The following is a 17,442-nucleotide window of genomic DNA, read 5'->3' on the forward strand; positions in this document are numbered from 1 at the left end:
TTGGACTCGATGGATTCAGGTGAGGACTGTGGCGATCGACACGCGCGGCGAAACCGCAGACAAGCCGAGCGGTGAGAAGAAGACTAAGCGCACTTCTCCCGCCCTTTTCTACCGTCAGGTAGTCGCCGAGCTGCGTAAGGTCATCTGGCCTACGCGCAAGGACCTCATTTCGTACACCATCATCGTCCTGGTCTTCGTTCTGATCATGGTCGGGATCGTGTCGGCTTTGGACGCGCTGTTCACCGAGGGCGTGCTGAGAATCTTCGGCGGAGCCTGAGCCGCGGTCTCCAGCGGGCGAGACAGCCCCGCGGACGAGTCCATCAGCCATCGACGAAAAGAGAAAGAGCACCGTGTCCGAGTCTGCACAGTCGGCCGGCGAGCCCCGCGAAGAGCGCGAGGACGAGCTGGAGAAGGCCGTCGACGTCACCGAGGATTCGTTTGACGAGTCCGACGGGCAGGACGTCGACGCCGAGACCGACGCCGACGCCGAAACCGAGGCCGAGCAGGCCCCGGCCGGCGCCGTCGACGAGGACGGTGACGTCCTTCCCGACGTCGACCCGGTCGAGGAGTTCAAGCGGCACCTGCGGAGCCTGTTCGGCGAGTGGTACGTCATCCACTCCTACGCCGGCTACGAGAACCGGGTGAAGTCGAACATCGAGACCCGCACGCAGTCCCTCAACATGGAGGACTACATCTTCCAGGTCGAGGTGCCCACCCACCACGTGACCGAGATCAAGAGCGGCAAGCGCCAGCTGGTCAAGGAGCGGGTGCTGCCCGGCTACGTGCTGGTCCGGATGGAGCTCACCGACGAGTCCTGGTCCGCGGTGCGTAACACGCCCGGTGTGACCGGTTTCGTGGGCCTTTCCAACAAGCCGAGCCCGCTGAGCCTCGAAGAGGTCGCCAAGCTGCTCGCACCGGAGCCCTCGGAAGAGGTCAAGAAGTCCACCGCGAAGGCCTCCGCCGCGACGGTCGACTTCGAGGTCGGCGAGTCCGTCACCGTCATGGACGGCCCGTTCGCCACGCTGCCCGCCACGGTCAGCGAGATCAGCGCCGAGTCGCAGAAGCTCAAGGTGCTCGTGTCGATCTTCGGTCGCGAGACCCCGGTCGAGCTCTCGTTCAACCAGGTCTCGAAAATCTAAACCGGTCGCGTAGACTTCATCAGTCTGCCCCGCGGTCGCGGGGATGGTTCCACGTTCGCGGCACTGGCCAATGCGCACTTGCCGTGAGCCCCGCGGTCGCGGGATCTGGAACATCGTTCAGAGAAGCAAGGACCCGGAGAGAAGCATGCCTCCTAAGAAGAAGTTCGCCGCGCTGGTCAAGGTCCAGCTCCCCGCCGGCCAGGCCACGCCCGCGCCGCCGGTCGGTACCGCCCTCGGTCCGCACGGCGTCAACATCATGGACTTCGTGAAGCAGTACAACGCTGCCACCGAGGCCCAGCGCGGCAACATCATCCCCGTTGAGATCACCATCTACGAGGACCGCACCTTCACCTTCGTCACGAAGACGCCCCCGGCGCCTGAGCTGATCAAGAAGGCCGCCGGTGTGGCCAAGGGTTCGGCCGTCCCGCAGAAGGACAAGGTGGGCAAGCTCACCAAGGAGCAGCTGCGCCAGATCGCCGAGACCAAGATGCAGGACCTCAACGCCAACGACGTCGCGGCGGCCGAGAAGATCATCGCCGGCACCGCCCGGTCGATGGGCATCACGATCGTCGACTAGCACCATCCGCCGTACGGAATCGGCGGTGACCTCGCGGCGGCGAACCGCATCCGCGAGACCGGCGGGGACCGGCGGCGAGCGCGATCTCGATCGCGCCGACCATCAGACATCGAAGTAAGTGGAGGGGCCAGGCGCTGGCCCGCACCACGAACACTCGGATCCACAGGAGTGATCACATGAAGCGCAGCAAGGGATACCGCGACGCGGCGGCGCAGGTCGACCGCGAGACCCTGTACAGCCCGGCCCAGGCGGCCAAGCTGGCCAAGGACACCAGCGTCGCCAAGTTCGACGCCACCGTCGAGGTGGCCCTGCGGCTGGGTGTCGACCCCCGCAAGGCCGACCAGATGGTCCGTGGCACCGTCAACCTCCCGCACGGCACCGGCAAGACCGCCCGGGTCCTGGTCTTCGCGACCGGTGACCGTGCCGAGGAGGCTCGCGCCGCGGGTGCCGACATCGTCGGTGCCGACGAGCTGATCGACGAGGTCGCCAAGGGCCGCCTCGACTTCGACGCCGTCGTCGCCACCCCGGACCTCATGGGCAAGGTCGGCCGTCTGGGCCGCGTGCTCGGCCCCCGTGGCCTGATGCCGAACCCCAAGACCGGCACCGTGACCCCGGCCGTCGGCAAGGCCGTCACCGACATCAAGGGCGGCAAGATCGAGTTCCGTGTCGACCGGCACGCGAACCTGCACTTCATCATCGGCAAGGTGTCCTTCGGCGAGCGCCAGCTCATCGAGAACTACGCCGCCGCCCTCGACGAGGTGCTGCGTCTCAAGCCGTCCGCGGCCAAGGGACGCTACGTCAAGAAGGTCGTCTTCTCCACGTCCATGGGCCCCGGCATCCAGGTCGACCCCAACCAGACGCGGGCGCTGACCGCCGAGCTCGACGCCTGATACCAGACGTCTTCCGCGGAAGGCCTCAACCGAATGGCCATTCGGTTGAGGCCTTTCTTCGTTCTCCCGGACGACGCGCCAGGCTTTGTCGACGCGTAGTGTCTTTATCAGGATCATCGGGGGAACGAAAGGGTGGAAGACGAAATGCGCCGATTGGCTCCCGCACTTGCACTGGGAGCGGCCGCGCTCGTCGCGGTCGCGGGATGCGGTGCGCAGGGCACCAGCTCCCTCGGAAACATCAAACTCGCCGCGGCGGACGCGGTGCAGCAGAGCGCACAGAAGGCCCAGGAGGTCACCTCCTACTCCGCGGACGTGGTTCTCGACGCCAGCGGCGGCGAGAAGGGCGCGGGCAAGGTCCAGGGCAGCATGCTCTACCAAAGCAAGCCTCAGCTGGCCACGGACATCAGGCTCGACACGATCACCTTCGGCGGGCAGAACGTGCCCGGTGGGGCGCGGGCCATCCTGTCGGGCGACACGGTCTACGTGAAGTCCGAGCTCATCAACAGGTTCGCCGGCACCACCAAGCCGTGGACCAAGGTGTCGCTCAGCGAGCTCGACGCCAAGGGGCAGTCCGAGATCAGGAAGTTCATGGACCAGGCCCAGCAGTTCGACCTGGCGGGCACCGTCAAGCTGCTGACCGCGTCGAAGGACGTCAAGGCGGTCGGCACCGAGACGGTCGGCGGGGTCGACACGACGCACTACAGCGGCACCTTCCCGGTCGCCGAGGCCGCCCAGCTGATCGACCCGGCCAAGCGTGAGAAGCTCCAGGAGCAGCTCTCGCAGGCCAAGAACGTGAAGTTCGACCTCTGGGCCGACGCCCAGAGCCTGCCCCGTAAGGTGACGCTCAGCGGCTCCGAGAAGGACGCGACGTTCAACCTGACGGCACTCTTCAAGGGCTTCAACGAGCCCGTGGAGATCACCGCCCCGCCCGCCGACCAGGTGGGCGACCTGCCCGAGCACCGCGGCGGAAACTGACGTTTCCCCCAGGCTCGCGCCCCCGGCCCACCGGCCGGGGGCGCGAGCCTTTTCCGTGGGTCTCCGTCGGGGGACGCCGAGTTGGCATTCGGGACGGGAGGACGTAAGCTGTCAACGCCGAAGACCGCCGGTCGTCGTCAAGCCGCATGGCCTGACGACTTAAGGATCCACGTCAGTGGACGGCCCGCGTAGGTTGTGATGTGAGTTTTCATCTGGACTAACCTCCTCATGTGAGCCCCGTGCGCCTGCGCCGGGGCTTGTTCGCTTCTCTGGGCCCTTTGCCCCGGCGGCACATCTGGAAGGAGGCCCATGGCGAAGGCAGAAAAGGCAACGGCTGTCGCTGAGCTGAAGAGCAGCTTCGACGGCTCCAATGCTGCCGTTCTGACCGAATACCGCGGTCTCACCGTCGCTCAGCTCAAGCAGCTGCGCGTTTCCCTCGGTGAGAATGCGAAGTTCGCCGTGGTGAAGAACACGCTGACCAAGATCGCGGCCACCGAGGCCGGGTTCAACCAGCTCAACGACCTGCTCGCGGGTCCGTCGGCGATCGCGTTCGTCAACGGCGACGTGGTCGAGGCTGCCAAGAGTCTGCGTGACTTCGCCAAGGCCAATCCCCTCCTGATCATCAAGGGCGGTGTCGTCGACGGCAGGTCGATGACGCCGGACGAGATCAGCAAGCTTGCCGACCTCGAGTCGCGTGAGGTTCTCCTCGCGAAGCTGGCCGGCGCACTGAAGGCGAAGCAGGGCCACGCGGCCGCCGTCTTCAACGCGCTGCCCACCAACATGGCTCAGCTGGCCGAGGCCCTGCGCGCCAAGCGCGAAGGCGCCGGCGAGTAGGTCCGCGCAGGCGGTCACAGGGGATTAACGCAAACCGCGGTCCCAACTTTCTTTAGTAGTTCAGATCCGTATGGAGGAACCATCATGGCGAAGCTCAGCACCGACGAGCTGCTCGACGCTTTCAAGGAGATGACTCTCCTCGAGCTGTCCGACTTCGTGAAGCTCTTCGAGGAGACCTTCGACGTCAAGGCTGCCGCCCCCGTCGCCGTCGCCGCCGCCGCCCCCGGTGCGGCCGCTGTCGAAGAGGTCGAGGAGCAGGACGAGTTCGAGGTCGTCCTCGAGGCCGCCGGCGAGAAGAAGATCCAGGTCATCAAGGAGATCCGCGCCCTGACGAGCCTGGGCCTCAAGGAGGCCAAGGACCTCGTTGACGGCGCTCCCAAGTCCGTCTTCGACGGCAAGGTCAACAAGGAGCAGGCCGAGAAGGCCAAGGCCGCCCTTGAGGGCGCCGGCGCTTCGGTCACCGTCAAGTAGTTCGTTTCATCGAAAAGAGCGGGTCCACCTGGTGCCGGTGGCCCGCTCTTTTCGTGTTTCCGCGTCCGGCCGGTTCGTACGTGGTCGAGCGGGGCGGGGGAAATGGCCCGGGGCATGTGCGCGAAGGCCGTTATGTGAATCTGCGTGGCGGGTTATGATCCGGCGATCGGGGAGCATGCCGTCCCGGGCGGCGAAGCAGCCGCGCTCGCCGGCCCGCGTTCCGCAGACCGTGCGATGGGAGAGACGCATGGCAGTGCACGCCACCCGCTCCCGTCGCTCGCGCCGCTCCCGGCGACCGCTCAGGATCGCCGTACCGATGCTGGGAATGCTGATCGCCGGACTGCTGGCCGCCGCGTTCTGGGTCGGTGCCACCCTGCGCGACGCCCAGACGGCCGCTGACGACAGGCAGGCGGCGCTGCGGGCGGCGGGGGCCCACGCCGTTCATCTGCTCTCCGTGGGCTACAGGAGCGTCGACGACGACATCGGGCGCATCCTCGGCACCTCTACGGGCGCGGCCAGGGCCGAGTACGCCAGGACCGCCGCGGAGCTCAAGAAGAGCACGGTCAAGGACAAGATCCTCCAAACAGGCGCGCTGCGGGCCTCAGGGCTGGTCTCACTGAGGGGGAGTACCGCCCAGGTGATGGTGGTGGGCGACGCGGTGGTCCGGCGGGACGGGAGCAAGGACGCTCCGCAGGAGCGGTTCTACCGGTGGAACATGGAAGTGACCAAGGTAGGGGGAGCCTGGCTGGTGTCCAAAGCGGAGCTGGTGCTGTGAGACGTGTCTCCCGGCTGGCGATCGGGCTCATGGTCGCCGTCGCGCTCGCGCTCGCGGCGGCCGTCTGGATCATGTTCACCGACCTGAGCCGGTTGCGCGCGGACGAGACGGCGGGGCGGGAGGCGCTCGCCGCGGCCCGCGCGGTCGCCCCCGACATGCTGTCGTACGACTATCGTACGATCGAACAGGATTTCGCAAGAGCGGGCGGATACACCACCGGGGCGCTCAGCCTGCACTACCGGCAGCTGGCCAGGAGCATGGCCGCGCAGGCGAGAAAGCAGAAGACGGTGCAGCAGGCCGCGGTGACCGGGGCCGGGGTGGAGTCGGTGGAGTCCGGTGACTTCGGCAGGGTCGAGGTGCTGCTCTTCATGAGCATGAGCACCGTCAGGACCCCCGAGGGCGAGAAGGAGCCCCGCCGGGTCGTCAGCCAGAACCGGGCCAGATTCATCATGGTCAAGAAGGACTCCCGCTGGCTGGTCTCGGAGCTCTCCACGCTGCTCGGAGACCCTCCGCCACCTTGATCGGCGCGTCGCTTTACCCAATTGTTAGTAAAGGCTTGGTTTAGGTTGGGCACACGGTTGGGTACATCGGCCATGGCAGCGTCGATCGTCAGTCGATCCCTCGGCTAGCGTTCGATCCGCCGAGTGACTCAGCGTCAGCCGCACCAGGTCGGGCATCGTCTCCGGCCTTGTGGTGTACGCAGGTCACCCGGTGGGAAAACTCCCAAGGTCTGGGCCATTTCCCGGCCGAAATGTCAGCTCCCGGGCTTGACGTTTCGGCTCTGACGGGCGATGCTGCGACCAACGTGGAGCTTGCAGCGAGACTGAAGTGGACAGGTGTATGCCGTTCGGCTACACTGCCCCTTTGCGCTGCCCTTTGACGACCCGCTTCTTTTGGTGCTCTGATGCATGGTCGTCTGGCGTGCGTGTAGTCAGTCCGCCGCGAGCCCTCGGAAGGACATCTGTTGGCAGCCTCGCGCAACGCCTTCGCCGTACCCGCCGGTCCCCGTCGTGTGTCTTTCGCACGAATTCAGGAGCCGCTAGAAGTTCCTGACCTTCTCGCTCTTCAGACCGAGTCCTTCGACTGGTTGCTCGGCAACGAGAAGTGGAAGGGGCGGGTCGAGGCGGCTCGCCAGGCCGGGCGCAAGGACGTTCCGGCCCAGTCGGGCCTCGAAGAGATCTTTGAGGAGATCAGTCCCATCGAGGACTTCTCCGGGACCATGTCCCTGTCGTTCCGCGATCACCGGTTCGAGCCGCCCAAGTACTCAGTCGATGAGTGCAAAGACAAGGACATGACCTACTCCGCCCCGATGTTCGTCACGGCGGAGTTCATCAATAACACCACTGGTGAGATCAAGAGCCAGACCGTGTTCATGGGCGATTTCCCGCTCATGACCGGCAAGGGCACATTCATCATCAACGGCACCGAGCGTGTCGTCGTCTCCCAGCTGGTCCGGTCCCCGGGCGTCTACTTCGACCGCAGTGTCGACAAGACCTCCGACAAGGACCTCTATGGATGCAAGGTGATCCCCTCCCGGGGCGCCTGGCTCGAGTTCGAGATCGACAAGCGTGACAGCGTCGGTGTCCGCATCGACCGCAAGCGCAAGCAGGCCGTCACCGTCCTGCTCAAGGCGCTCGGCTGGACCAGCGAGCAGATCCTTGAGCGTTTCGGTCAGTACGAGTCCATGCGCGCCACCCTGGAGAAGGACCACACGGCCGGCCAGGACGACGCTCTGCTCGACATCTACCGCAAGCTGCGCCCGGGCGAGCCGCCGACCAAGGAGTCGGCGCAGACGCTGCTGGAGAACCTGTACTTCAACTCCAAGCGTTACGACCTCGCCAAGGTCGGCCGATACAAGATCAACAAGAAGCTCGGGGTCGACAGCGAGATCACCCAGGGCACGCTCACCGAGGACGACATCGTCGCCACCATCGAGTACATCGTCCGGCTGCACGCCGGCGAGGTCGAGATGCCCGGCGCCAACGGTGAGATCGTCGTCGAGACCGACGACATCGACCACTTCGGCAACCGCCGTCTCCGCACGGTGGGTGAGCTCATCCAGAACCAGGTCCGCCTGGGCCTGGCCCGCATGGAGCGCGTCGTCCGCGAGCGGATGACGACCCAGGACGTCGAGGCGATCACGCCGCAGACCCTGATCAACATCCGCCCGGTCGTGGCGTCGATCAAGGAGTTCTTCGGCACCTCCCAGCTGTCCCAGTTCATGGACCAGACCAACCCCCTGGCCGGCCTGACGCACAAGCGTCGTCTGTCCGCGCTGGGCCCCGGTGGTCTGTCCCGTGAGCGGGCCGGCTTCGAGGTCCGTGACGTCCACCCGTCGCACTACGGCCGCATGTGCCCGATCGAGACGCCGGAAGGACCGAACATCGGTCTGATCGGCTCGCTGGCCTCCTTCGGCCGGGTCAACTCCTTCGGTTTCGTCGAGACCCCCTACCGCAAGGTCGTCGACGGCCGGGTCACCGACCAGGTCGACTACCTGACCGCGGACGAGGAGGACCGGCACGTCATCGCCCAGGCGAACACGCCGATCGGTCCCGACGGAACGTTCCTCGAGCCGCGCGTGCTCGTCCGCAGGAAGGGCGGGGAGTTCGAGTCCCTGCGCGCCAACGAGGTCGACTACATGGACGTCTCGGCACGCCAGATGGTGTCCGTGGCGACCGCGATGATCCCCTTCCTGGAGCACGACGACGCCAACCGCGCGCTCATGGGCTCCAACATGCAGCGCCAGTCGGTGCCGCTGCTCAAGAGCGAGGCGCCGCTGGTCGGCACCGGCATGGAGTACCGTGCCGCGACCGACGCCGGCGACGTCATCACCGCCGACAAGGCGGGCGTGGTCGAGGAGGTCTCCGCCGACTACGTCACGGTGATGAACGACGACGGCACCCGCACGACCTACCGGGTCGCCAAGTTCAAGCGCTCCAACCAGGGCACCTGCTTCAACCAGAAGCCGATCGTCAAGGAAGGCGACCGGATCGAGGTGAACCAGGTCGTCGCCGACGGTCCCTGCACCGACGACGGCGAGATGGCCCTGGGCAAGAACCTCCTCGTGGCGTTCATGCCGTGGGAGGGCCACAACTACGAGGACGCGATCATCCTCTCCCAGCGCCTGGTGCAGGACGACGTCCTGTCCTCGATCCACATCGAGGAGCACGAGGTCGACGCCCGCGACACCAAGCTGGGCCCCGAGGAGATCACCCGGGACATCCCGAACGTCTCCGAGGAGGTCCTGGCCGACCTCGACGAGCGCGGCATCATCCGCATCGGCGCCGAGGTCGTCCCGGGCGACATCCTCGTCGGCAAGGTCACGCCCAAGGGCGAGACCGAGCTCACCCCCGAGGAGCGCCTGCTTCGCGCGATCTTCGGTGAGAAGGCCCGCGAGGTCCGTGACACCTCCCTGAAGGTGCCGCACGGCGAGCAGGGCAAGGTCATCGGCGTCCGCGTGTTCAGCCGCGAGGAGGGCGACGAGCTCCCCCCCGGCGTCAACGAGCTGGTCCGCGTCTACGTGGCCCAGAAGCGTAAGATCACCGACGGCGACAAGCTGGCCGGCCGGCACGGCAACAAGGGCGTCATCTCCAAGATCCTTCCGGTCGAGGACATGCCGTTCCTCGAGGACGGCACCGCCGTCGACATCATCCTCAACCCGCTGGGCGTGCCCGGCCGAATGAACGTCGGCCAGGTCCTGGAGACCCACCTCGGGTGGATCGCCGCCAGAGGGTGGGACATCACCGGCATCCAGGAGGCGTGGGCCGAGCGGCTGCGCGACAAGGGCTTCGCCGAGGTCGAGCCGCGCACCAACATGGCCACGCCGGTGTTCGACGGTGCCAACGAGGAAGAGATCATCGGTCTGCTCGACAACACCCTGGTCAACAGGGACGGCGGGCGCATGGTCGGCGCGAACGGAAAGGCCCAGCTGTTCGACGGCCGTTCCGGGGAGCCGTTCCCGCACCCGATCTCCGTCGGCTACATCTACATCCTGAAGCTGCTCCACCTGGTCGACGACAAGATCCACGCCCGTTCGACCGGCCCCTACTCCATGATCACTCAGCAGCCGCTCGGCGGTAAGGCCCAGTTCGGTGGCCAGCGCTTCGGTGAGATGGAGGTCTGGGCCCTGGAGGCGTACGGCGCCGCCTACGCCCTGCAGGAGCTGCTCACCATCAAGTCCGACGACGTCCTGGGCCGCGTGAAGGTCTACGAGGCGATCGTCAAGGGCGAGAACATTCCCGAGCCGGGCATCCCGGAGTCGTTCAAGGTGCTCATCAAGGAAATGCAGTCGCTGTGCCTGAACGTCGAGGTGCTCTCCAGCGACGGCATGTCCATCGAGATGCGCGACACCGACGAGGACGTCTTCCGCGCCGCGGAGGAGCTCGGCATCGACCTGTCCCGGCGTGAGCCGAGCAGCGTCGAAGAGGTCTGATCTAGAAGCTGAGGAGGGGATTACATAGTGCTCGACGTCAACTTCTTCGACGAGCTTCGGATCGGCCTCGCGACCGCCGACGACATCCGCCAGTGGTCGCACGGCGAGGTGAAGAAGCCCGAAACGATCAACTACCGGACGCTCAAGCCCGAGAAGGACGGACTCTTCTGCGAGAAGATCTTCGGTCCGACCCGCGACTGGGAGTGCTACTGCGGTAAGTACAAGCGCGTCCGTTTCAAGGGCATCATCTGTGAGCGCTGTGGCGTCGAGGTGACCCGCGCCAAGGTGCGTCGTGAGCGGATGGGCCACATCGAGCTGGCCGCGCCCGTCACGCACATCTGGTACTTCAAGGGTGTCCCGTCCCGTCTGGGATACCTGCTCGACCTGGCCCCGAAGGACCTCGAGAAGGTCATCTACTTCGCGGCCTACATGATCACGCACGTCGACAAGGAAATGCGCGAGCGTGACCTGCCGTCGCTCGAGGCGAAGATCTCCGTCGAGCGGCAGCACATCGAGCAGCGCCGTGACGCCGACATCGAGGCTCGCCAGCGCAAGCTGGAGACCGACCTGGCCGAGCTTGAGGCCGCGGGCGCCAAGGGCGACCAGCGCCGCAAGGTCCGCGAGGGCGCCGAGCGCGAGATGCGGCAGCTGCGCGACCGGGCCCAGCGCGAGCTGGACCGGCTGGACGAGGTCTGGAGCCGCTTCAAGAACCTCAAGGTCCAGGACCTCGAGGGCGACGAGCTGCTCTACCGCGAGATGCGCGACCGTTTCGGCCGCTACTTCCGCGGTGGCATGGGCGCCCAGGCCATCCAGGAGCGTCTGACCAACTTCGACCTCGCTCTCGAGGCCGAGAACCTGCGCGAGACGATCCGCAGCGGCAAGGGCCAGAAGAAGGCCCGCGCGCTCAAGCGTCTCAAGGTCGTGTCGGCGTTCCTGAACACCCGCAACTCGCCCAACGGGATGGTCCTCGACTGCATCCCGGTCATCCCGCCGGACCTGCGCCCGATGGTGCAGCTCGACGGTGGCCGGTTCGCGACCTCGGACCTGAACGACCTGTACCGCCGGGTGATCAACCGGAACAACCGCCTCAAGAGGCTTCTCGACCTCGGTGCCCCCGAGATCATCGTGAACAACGAGAAGCGGATGCTCCAGGAGGCCGTCGACGCGCTGTTCGACAACGGCCGCCGCGGCCGCCCGGTCACCGGTCCCGGCAACCGCCCCCTGAAGTCCCTCAGCGACATGCTGAAGGGCAAGCAGGGCCGGTTCCGCCAGAACCTGCTGGGCAAGCGAGTCGACTACTCCGGCCGTTCGGTCATCGTCGTCGGCCCGCAGCTGAAGCTGCACCAGTGCGGTCTGCCCAAGCAGATGGCGCTGGAGCTCTTCAAGCCGTTCGTGATGAAGCGCCTGGTCGACCTGAACCACGCGCAGAACATCAAGTCGGCCAAGCGGATGGTCGAGCGGGCCCGGCCGGTCGTGTGGGACGTCCTCGAAGAGGTCATCACCGAGCACCCCGTGCTGCTCAACCGCGCGCCGACCCTGCACCGCCTGGGCATCCAGGCCTTCGAGCCGCAGCTGGTCGAGGGCAAGGCCATCCAGATCCACCCGCTCGTCTGCACCGCGTTCAACGCGGACTTCGACGGTGACCAGATGGCCGTGCACCTGCCGCTGTCGGCCGAGGCGCAGGCCGAGGCCCGCATCCTGATGCTGTCGACGAACAACATCCTCAAGCCGGCCGACGGCAAGCCCGTGACCATGCCCACCCAGGACATGATCATCGGCCTCTACTCGCTGACCACGCTCAAGGACGAGGACGAGAACGGTGTCGGCAGGGGCCGGGTCTTCGGCTCGGTGTCGGAGGCGCTCATGGCCTTCGACCGCCGCGAGCTGGACATCCAGTCGCTGATCCAGATCCGGATGAAGGGCGACGTCCCGCCGCCCCGCGGCTGGGCCGGTCCCGAGGGCTGGGAGGCAGGTGACAGCTACCGCCTGGAGACCACCCTGGGCCGGTGCCTGTTCAACCAGACCCTGCCGGCGAACTACCCGTACGTGAACTCGCAGGTCGGCAAGAAGCAGCTGTCGGTCATCGTCAACGAGCTCGCCGAGAAGTACCCCAAGGTCGAGGTCGCCGCGGCGCTCGACGCCCTCAAGGACGCCGGTTTCTATTGGGCGACCAGGGCCGGTGTGACGATCTCCATCGAGGACGTCATCGCGCCGCCGAACAAGGCCGAGATCATGGAGACGTACGAGCGCAGGGCCGACAAGGTCCAGCGTGAGTACGAGCGCGGTCTGATCACGGACGAGGAGCGCCGTCAGGAGCTCATCGAGATCTGGACGCACGCGACCAGTGACGTGACCGACGACATGCAGAAGGCGTTCCCGAAGACCAACCCGGTCTGGATGATGGTCCAGTCGGGCGCCCGAGGAAACCTGATGCAGGTCCGGCAGATCTCCGGAATCCGTGGTCTGGTGTCCAACACCAAGGGTGAGACGATCCCGCGTCCGATCAAGGCCTCGTTCCGCGAGGGCCTGTCGGTGCTGGAGTACTTCATCTCCACCCACGGCCAGCGGAAGGGTCTGGCGGACACCGCGCTGCGGACCGCCGACTCGGGTTACCTGACCCGTCGTCTGGTGGACGTCGCGCAGGACGTCATCGTCCGCGAGATCGACTGCGGCACCGACCGCGGCGTCCCGCTGCACGTCGGCGAGCGCGACGCCCAGGGCAACCTGGTCAAGGCGGAGAACGCCGAGAGCAACGTGCACGGCCGCATCCTCGCCGAGGACGTGGAGGTGGACGGCAAGATCATCGTGCCGGTGGGCGTCGACATCAACGACATCCACGTCACCGCGCTGGTCGAGGCCGGTGTGGAGACCGTCAGGACCCGCAGCGCGCTCGTCTGCGAGGCCAAGATCGGTGTCTGCGCCACCTGCTACGGCCGCTCGCTCGCGACCGGCAAGCTCGTGGACGTCGGCGAGGCGGTCGGCATCATCGCCGCCCAGTCGATCGGCGAGCCCGGCACCCAGCTGACGATGCGGACCTTCCACACCGGTGGTGTGGCGGGCGCCGACATCACCCACGGTCTGCCCCGTGTGCAGGAGCTCTTCGAGGCGCGCGTCCCCAAGGGTGTCGCCCCGATCAGCGAGGCCGAGGGCCGGGTCCGCATCGACGAGACCGACAAGACGCGGAAGATCGTGATCGTCCCGGACGACGGTTCCGAGGAGGTCGCGTACCCGGTGTCGATGCGGTCGCGCATGCTGGTCTCCGACGGGCAGCGCGTCACGGTCGGCCAGCAGCTGATCGCCGGTGCGGTCAACCCCAACGAGGTGCTGCGCATCCTCGGCCCCCGGGCCGTGCAGCTGCACCTCGTGGCGGAGGTCCAGCAGGTCTACCGCTCGCAGGGTGTGTCGATCCACGACAAGCACATCGAGATCATCGTGCGGCAGATGCTCAAGCGCGTGAACGTGCTGGAGTCCGGCGACGCCGACATGCTGCCCGGTGAGCTCGTCGAGCGGCCGCGCTTCGAGCGGATCAACCGCGAGTGCGTGGCGGAGGGCGGCACGCCGGCCTCCGGACGCCCGGTGCTGATGGGTATCACCAAGGCCTCGCTCGCCACCGAGTCCTGGCTGTCCGCGGCGTCCTTCCAGGAGACGACCCGAGTGCTCACCGACGCGGCGATCCACGCCAAGTCGGACTCGCTGCTCGGCCTCAAGGAGAACGTCATCATCGGAAAGCTCATCCCGGCCGGTACGGGCATGCCCCAGTACCGCAACATCCGGGTCGAGCCCACCGAGGAGGCCAAGGCCGCCATGTACACCGTCGGCGGTTACGACGGCTCCGCGGCCGACTACACCTTCGGCTCGGGCTCCGGTGAGGCCGTGCCGCTGGAGGAGTACGACTTCGGGCAGTACAACCGCTAAGCGGTCGCAGCCGGCCGAGAGTGGCCACGAACGGCGCCCGGTCCCCGGAAGGGGGCCGGGCGCCGTCGCCTTTTCCGCGCGCCTCTCCCCGGCGCCGGTGCTTTTCCCTCCCGCAGGCCCGGTAGCTGGGGATGTGGACCTTTCTTGACCGGAATGTTGCGGTGAAAGCCGTACGTTAATGCGGAGAACGGCCGGAGAAGTGCTCCGCGGCGGGTAAACTCGACACGGACCCAGAAGCGGTCGGTCGGAAACCGATCGCGGGAGTCATGACACGAACGCCGGCGCCTGGCGAGTGCAACCGTTTTGACGTGTTGCGTTGGGCTGGGTAGTCTTTTCCTTCGTGCCCATGTCTTCATGGGCCTTCATGCGTGCGCGTCGACAGGTTTCCCATTGGGGAGTCGGCAGAGGCGCCGCGTGGCCTCCTCCACCGGACCGGCCTTAACCGGGATGTGGCGCGGAACCTACGCGACACGCCCGACCGCGTGGGTCGGAGGGGATGAAAGAACCGCAGGTCATGACACCGGCAGTACCTGCAAAATGCATCACATTCGAATTACCGGCTAGCACGAACGGAGACGCGGTGCCCACGATTCAGCAGCTGGTCCGCAAGGGCCGCCAGGACAAGGTCACCAAGACCAAGACCCCGGCGCTCAAGGCCAGCCCTCAGCGACGCGGCACCTGCATGCGCGTTTACACCACGACCCCGAAGAAGAAGATCATCCGCGGCTCGCTCGACACCCAGGGTGTCCGTAACCGCAAGCAGGCCCGTAGCCGTTACGGCGCGAAGAAGGAGAAGTAGGAATGCCTCGCAAGGGTTCTCCTGGCCGTCGTCAGCTCATGGCTGACCCGGTTCACAACTCGCCCCTGGTCACCGCGCTCATCAACAAGGTGCTCCTGGACGGCAAGCGATCCATCGCCCAGTCCATCGTGTATGGCGCCCTCGAAGGCGCCAAGGAGAAGACCGGCAACGACCCGGTCGTCACCCTGAAGCGCGCGCTGGACAACGTCAAGCCCACCCTTGAGGTCCGCAGCCGCCGTGTCGGTGGCGCGACCTACCAGGTCCCGGTCGAGGTGCGCGCGGCGCGCAGCACCACCCTGGCCCTGCGCTGGCTGGTGCAGTACTCCCGCGCCCGCCGCGAGAAGACCATGACCGAGCGCCTCATGAACGAACTGCTCGACGCCAGCAACGGCCTCGGCGCAAGCGTCAAGAAGCGCGAGGACACCCACAAGATGGCCGAGTCCAACAAGGCCTTCGCCCACTACCGCTGGTAACAGCGGGTTCGACGAGACGACGAGGACGCGAGAGAAGTGGCCACCACGACCGCTCTTGACCTGGCCAAGGTCCGTAACATCGGGATCATGGCCCACATCGACGCGGGCAAGACCACGACGACCGAGCGCATCCTGTTCTACACCGGTATCAACTACAAGATCGGTGAGGTCCACGAGGGCGCAGCCACGATGGACTGGATGGAGCAGGAGCAGGAGCGTGGTATCACCATCACCTCCGCTGCCACGACCTGCGAATGGCTCGGCCACACGATCAACATCATCGACACGCCGGGCCACGTGGACTTCACGATCGAGGTGGAGCGCTCGCTCCGCGTCCTCGACGGTGCCGTCGCCGTGTTCGACGGCGTCGCCGGTGTCGAGCCGCAGTCCGAGACGGTCTGGCGTCAGGCCGACCGCTACGAAGTGCCCAGGATCTGCTTCGTCAACAAGATGGACCGGGTCGGCGCGGAGTTCCACCGCTGCGTCGACATGATGATCAGCCGCCTGAACGCGACCCCCGCCGTCATCCAGCTTCCCTGGGGCGTCGAGGCCGACTTCAAGGGCGTCATCGACCTGGTCAAGATGAAGGGTCTGCTCTGGAGCGCCGAGGCGGCCAAGGGCGAGATGTACGAGACCGTCGACATCCCGGCCGAGCACGCCGAGATCGCTCGCGAGTGGCGTGACAAGCTCGTCGAGACGGTCTCCGAGAACGACGACGAGCTGATGGAGCTCTTCCTGGAGGGCGTCGAGCCCACCGAGGAGCAGCTGGTCGCGGCCATCCGCCGCGCCACGCTGGCCAGCGCCATCAACCCGGTCCTGACCGGCACCGCGTTCAAGAACAAGGGCGTCCAGCCCCTGCTCGACGCGATCGTCGCCTACCTCCCCGCCCCGATCGACATCCCGGCCTTCAAGGGCCACGCGGTCGGCAAGGAGGAGGAGGTCATCGAGCGTCACGCCGACGTGAACGAGCCCTTCTCCGCGCTCGCCTTCAAGATCATGAGCGACCAGCACCTGGGCCGTCTCACCTACATCCGCATCTACTCGGGCACGCTCGAGACCGGCACCGCCGTGGTCAACTCGGTGAAGGGCCGCAAGGAGCGGATCGGCAAGATCTACCAGATGCACGCCAACAAGCGCGAAGAGCGCCCGTCGGCCGTCGCGGGTCAGATCGTCGCCGTCATGGGTCTGAAGGACACCACCACCGGTGACACCCTGTCGGACCCGGCTCACCCCGTGGTCCTGGAGTCGATGAACTTCCCGGCGCCGGTCATCAGCGTCGCCATCGAGCCCAAGACCAAGGGTGACCAGGAGAAGCTGGGCACCGCGATCCAGCGTCTGGCCGAGGAGGACCCGTCCTTCCAGGTCCGGCGTGACGACGAGACCGGGCAGACGGTCATCTGGGGTATGGGCGAGCTCCACCTGGAGATCCTCGTCGACCGGATGCGCCGCGAGTTCAAGGTCGAGGCCAACATCGGCCGGCCTCAGGTGGCCTACCGGGAGACCATCCGCCGCAAGGTGGAGAAGGTCGACTATGTCCACAAGAAGCAGACCGGTGGTTCCGGCCAGTTCGCCAAGGTCATCATTGACATTGAGCCGCTGGGCGAGGGCAACGACGGTTACGAGTTCTCGAACAAGGTCTCCGGTGGCCGTATCCCGAGGGAGTACATCCCCTCGGTCGACGCGGGCGCCCAGGAGGCTGCCGAGTTCGGTGTTCTCGCCGGATACCCCATGGTCGGGGTCAAGGTCACCCTGCAGGACGGCGCCTACCACGAGGTGGACTCGTCCGAAATGGCCTTCAAGATCGCTGGCTCGATGGCCTTCAAGGAGGCCGCGCGCAAGGCGGACGCCGTAATCCTGGAGCCGATGATGGCCGTCGAGGTCACCACGCCCGAGGACTACATGGGTGACGTCATCGGTGACCTCAACGGTCGCCGCGGGCAGATCCAGGCGATGGACGAGCGCTCCGGCGCCCGGATCATCAAGGCGCTCGTGCCGCTCTCTGAGATGTTCGGCTACGTGGGAGACCTCCGTAGCAAGACGCAGGGACGCGCGAGCTACAGCATGCAGTTCGACTCCTACGCGGAAGTGCCTGCGCACATCGCCAAGGAGATCGTCGCGAAGGTGCGGGGCGAGTAGTCCAGCACCGTTCCGAGTGCGGGAGG

Annotated in this window: 14 protein-coding genes; all 14 read left to right on the top strand. The window is 66.4% G+C overall.

Features of this window, described 5'->3' with window-relative positions; all coding sequences use genetic code 11:
• Positions 1 to 28 precede the first annotated feature (28 nt).
• The 14 genes from secE to fusA all read left to right on the top strand — a co-directional run bounded on the left by secE (position 29) and on the right by fusA (position 17,416).
• Complete coding sequence (gene secE, locus ACVCAG_RS17110) at positions 29 to 277, top strand: preprotein translocase subunit SecE (protein ID WP_329089906.1); 249 nt, start codon at positions 29 to 31, stop codon at positions 275 to 277.
• 73 nt (positions 278 to 350) lie between these two features.
• On the top strand, positions 351 to 1,139 hold the full coding sequence (nusG, locus tag ACVCAG_RS17115; protein WP_440070944.1) for a transcription termination/antitermination protein NusG: 789 nt from the start codon (positions 351 to 353) through the stop codon (positions 1,137 to 1,139).
• Between the two features lie 145 nt (positions 1,140 to 1,284).
• Entirely contained in the window at positions 1,285 to 1,716 is a 432-nt protein-coding gene (gene rplK, locus ACVCAG_RS17120) for a 50S ribosomal protein L11 (protein WP_362840357.1), read from the top strand.
• Positions 1,717 to 1,892: 176 nt separating this feature from the next.
• The gene (rplA, locus tag ACVCAG_RS17125) at positions 1,893 to 2,606 is read left to right on the top strand and encodes a 50S ribosomal protein L1 (protein WP_440082806.1); all 714 of its coding nucleotides are present in this window, start codon (positions 1,893 to 1,895) and stop codon (positions 2,604 to 2,606) included.
• Between the two features lie 144 nt (positions 2,607 to 2,750).
• Positions 2,751 to 3,581, top strand: a complete 831-nt coding sequence (locus ACVCAG_RS17130; protein WP_440070945.1) for an LppX_LprAFG lipoprotein — start codon at positions 2,751 to 2,753, stop codon at positions 3,579 to 3,581.
• Positions 3,582 to 3,890: 309 nt separating this feature from the next.
• The gene (rplJ, locus tag ACVCAG_RS17135; protein ID WP_344746617.1) at positions 3,891 to 4,415 is read left to right on the top strand and encodes a 50S ribosomal protein L10; all 525 of its coding nucleotides are present in this window, start codon (positions 3,891 to 3,893) and stop codon (positions 4,413 to 4,415) included.
• Between the two features lie 84 nt (positions 4,416 to 4,499).
• On the top strand, positions 4,500 to 4,886 hold the full coding sequence (rplL, locus tag ACVCAG_RS17140) for a 50S ribosomal protein L7/L12 (protein ID WP_440070946.1): 387 nt from the start codon (positions 4,500 to 4,502) through the stop codon (positions 4,884 to 4,886).
• Positions 4,887 to 5,133: 247 nt separating this feature from the next.
• Positions 5,134 to 5,661 carry a hypothetical protein gene (locus ACVCAG_RS17145; RefSeq protein WP_440082807.1) on the top strand — a complete coding sequence of 176 codons (528 nt, stop codon included), beginning with the start codon at positions 5,134 to 5,136 and terminating at the stop codon, positions 5,659 to 5,661.
• Entirely contained in the window at positions 5,658 to 6,182 is a 525-nt protein-coding gene (locus ACVCAG_RS17150) for a hypothetical protein (protein ID WP_440082808.1), read from the top strand. Before ACVCAG_RS17145 ends, ACVCAG_RS17150 begins: the two co-directional genes overlap by 4 nt.
• 443 nt (positions 6,183 to 6,625) lie before the next feature.
• Entirely contained in the window at positions 6,626 to 10,093 is a 3,468-nt protein-coding gene (gene rpoB / locus ACVCAG_RS17155; protein ID WP_440082809.1) for a DNA-directed RNA polymerase subunit beta, read from the top strand.
• A gap of 27 nt (positions 10,094 to 10,120) precedes the next feature.
• The gene (locus ACVCAG_RS17160; RefSeq protein ID WP_350970959.1) at positions 10,121 to 14,008 is read left to right on the top strand and encodes a DNA-directed RNA polymerase subunit beta'; all 3,888 of its coding nucleotides are present in this window, start codon (positions 10,121 to 10,123) and stop codon (positions 14,006 to 14,008) included.
• Positions 14,009 to 14,588: 580 nt separating this feature from the next.
• The gene (locus tag ACVCAG_RS17165) at positions 14,589 to 14,807 is read left to right on the top strand and encodes a hypothetical protein (protein WP_440082810.1); all 219 of its coding nucleotides are present in this window, start codon (positions 14,589 to 14,591) and stop codon (positions 14,805 to 14,807) included.
• Between the two features lie 2 nt (positions 14,808 to 14,809).
• Entirely contained in the window at positions 14,810 to 15,280 is a 471-nt protein-coding gene (gene rpsG, locus ACVCAG_RS17170; RefSeq protein WP_012887827.1) for a 30S ribosomal protein S7, read from the top strand.
• A gap of 87 nt (positions 15,281 to 15,367) precedes the next feature.
• Positions 15,368 to 17,416, top strand: coding sequence for an elongation factor G (fusA, locus tag ACVCAG_RS17175; RefSeq protein WP_440071015.1), 2,049 nt, complete (start codon positions 15,368 to 15,370; stop codon positions 17,414 to 17,416).
• Positions 17,417 to 17,442 lie beyond the last annotated feature (26 nt).

The organism is Streptosporangium sp. G12 (assembly GCF_052983175.1).